Origin of the sequence: Amycolatopsis kentuckyensis (assembly GCF_002155975.1) — a bacterium.
Lineage (GTDB): Bacteria > Actinomycetota > Actinomycetes > Mycobacteriales > Pseudonocardiaceae > Amycolatopsis > Amycolatopsis kentuckyensis.
This window is the reverse complement of the sequence record NZ_MUMI01000061.1, coordinates 1-2,404: the sequence shown is the minus strand read 5'-3', so window position 1 is coordinate 2,404 and position 2,404 is coordinate 1. Positions and strand designations below refer to the sequence as shown.

2 protein-coding genes are annotated in these 2,404 nt (G+C 72.2%); both read right to left on the bottom strand.

The genetic code is table 11. The annotated features are described in order from the left end of the window. Positions 1–730 (bottom strand): 4-hydroxy-tetrahydrodipicolinate synthase (gene dapA / locus CCN39_RS06315; protein ID WP_086839286.1); only part of this gene is annotated, 730 nt, incomplete at its 3' end. A gap of 90 nt (positions 731–820) precedes the next feature. Next, on the bottom strand, positions 821–2,299 hold the full coding sequence (locus CCN39_RS06310; protein ID WP_086839285.1) for a serine/threonine-protein kinase: 1,479 nt from the start codon (positions 2,297–2,299) through the stop codon (positions 821–823). Positions 2,300–2,404 lie beyond the last annotated feature (105 nt).

Below are 2,404 nucleotides of genomic sequence, written 5' to 3'. Positions count from 1 at the left end.
TGCTTCCGGTGCTGCGCGCGGTGGAGGTGTCACCGTTCTCGTAGGCGTCGATCATCGCGCGGATCCGGCCCGCGACGACGTGACCGATCACACTCACCACGCCGACGCCGCCGACGGAGATCCACGGCAGGTTCAGGCCGTCGTCACCCGAGTAGTAGGCGAGGTGGGTGTTGGCGATCACCTCGGAGCCGGCGATGAGGTCGCCCTTGGCGTCCTTGACCGCGACGATCCGGGGGTGCTCGGCCAGCCGCAGCAGCGTGTCGACCTCGATCGGGACGACCGAGCGCGGCGGGATGTCGTAGAGCAGCACGGGCAGCCCGGAGCTGTCGGCGACGGTGGTGAAGTGCGCGTACAGCCCGGCCTGGCTCGGCCGCGAGTAGTACGGGGTGACGACCAGCAGGCCGTGCGCCCCGGCTTCTTCGGCCTGCTTCGCCTGCTCGACGCTGTGCGCGGTGTTGTTGGTGCCCGCGCCGGCCACGACGGTCGCGCGGTCGCCGACGGCCTCGACCACGGCGCGGATGAGGTCCTGCTTCTCCGCGTCGCTCGTGGTCGGGCTCTCGCCGGTGGTGCCGTTGACCACGAGGCCGTCGTTCCCCAGCTCCACGAGGTGCTCGGCCAGCTCCTGCGCCCGCTTCAGGTCCAGTGCGCCCTCGGCGTCGAACGGGGTGGCCATCGCGGTGAGCACGCGCCCGAACGGCCGTCCGGGCGCTGCGGTAGGTGGGTTGGACATGGTGAGACGGTACCCCGCCGGTCCGACGAAAACCGCGCCGACCTGGTCACCAGGAGGATTTCTCGTACCCGGCCGCTCGTCGCGGAACTTCTACTTGACCTTGGTCACGATCGGCGCGGTGATGGGGCCGCCGTCGGCCCGGGCGAGCACGCAGTAGAACTCGCGGCTGGGCTCTTCACCGGGCTTGTCCGGCGTTCTGCGCCACTCGGTTTCGGTGGGCACGAGCGCGCGGTAGGTGAGGTCCGGCCGCTTGGTCTCGGGCACGATCGACGACCGGAACGCAGTCGCGCACGCCGCTTCGGCGCTGGCCGTCGAGGCCGGCAGACCGGGGTAGGCGGCGACCTTGGCGTCGTCGGAGCTCCAGTTCTCGACCGACAGCAGGCCGCCGATCTCGTAGATCTCCAGCGTGTGCGCGTTGCCGCACTCGGCGTGATTGTCTTCCTTGCTGATGACCGCGCCGTCCTGGACGGGGCCGTTGTAGCAGCGGGTGTAGTCGTTGATGTCCACGCGGAGCTGCCCGCCGACGCCGTAGGTCATGGTCGGCTGCTTCTGCCGGTCGACGGCGGGCGTCTCGTACGCCTTACCGGCGAAGAAGCCGCCGACCAGGGCGCCCACGACGAGGACCGCGGCCGCTGAGAGCCAGAGGGCGCGGTGGGTCTTCTTGGGCGGCTGCGGCGCCGGGGCGCCGAGCATCGCGGTGCCGCGCGGCGGGGTGGGCCGGATGCCCTGCGCCGTGGTCAGCAGGTTCTGGGCCTGGGCCGCGGTGAGCCGCGCGTCGGGGTTGGTCACCAGGAGGCCGAGGATGGCCGCGGCGATCGGGCCCTGGCCGCGGGTGAGGTACGGGATCTCGGTCATGATCGCGTGCAGCGTCGCGGCGGTGGTCGCGCGCTCGAACGGGATCGAGCCTTCGACGGCGAAGAACAGCGTGGCGCCGAGGGACCACAGGTCGGACGCGGGCATCGCTTCCCGGCCCTCGACGCGCTCCGGCGCCATGAACGCGGGTGAGCCGACGATCATGCCGCTGGTGGTCAGGCGCGGGTCGTCGACGGCGTGGGCGATGCCGAAGTCGGTGAGCTTCACGCGGCCGTCCGGCGCGACGAGGATGTTCGCGGGCTTGACGTCCCGGTGCACGATCCCGGCCGCGTGGGCGGCCTGCAGCGCGGCGAGCACCCGCTCCCCCAGTTGCGCCGCCTGCGCCGCGGGCAGCGGGCCCCGCTGCCGCACGAGGTCGGCCAGCGACGGCGCTTCGACGAGCTCCATGACGATGAAGGTGGTCCCGCCGTCGGTGACGACGTCGTAGACGGTGACGATCGCGGGGTCGTTGAGCCGCCCGCCGGTGCGCACCTCCCGCAGCGCGCGCTCGGAGAAGACGGCGGCGGACTCGGCGTCGGGGAGCCGCAGTTCCTTGACGGCGACCTGCCGCCCGATGACCTGGTCCTGGGCCCGCCACACGACGCCCATGCCGCCCCGGCCGAGCTCGCCGAGCAGGAGGTAGCGGCCCGCGACGACCCGCTGACCAGGCGTGACGGGTGCCTGCGGGGGATACGGCCGGGTCTGTTCGTCGGTCACGGTGCTCCTTTTGGCGGCGGTCGCGCAGATGCTAGTCGGACCGTCGGGGAGCGCTCGGGGTTCCGCGGAATTCGTGACCCGGACCGGACGACCCGCGGGTCGTCC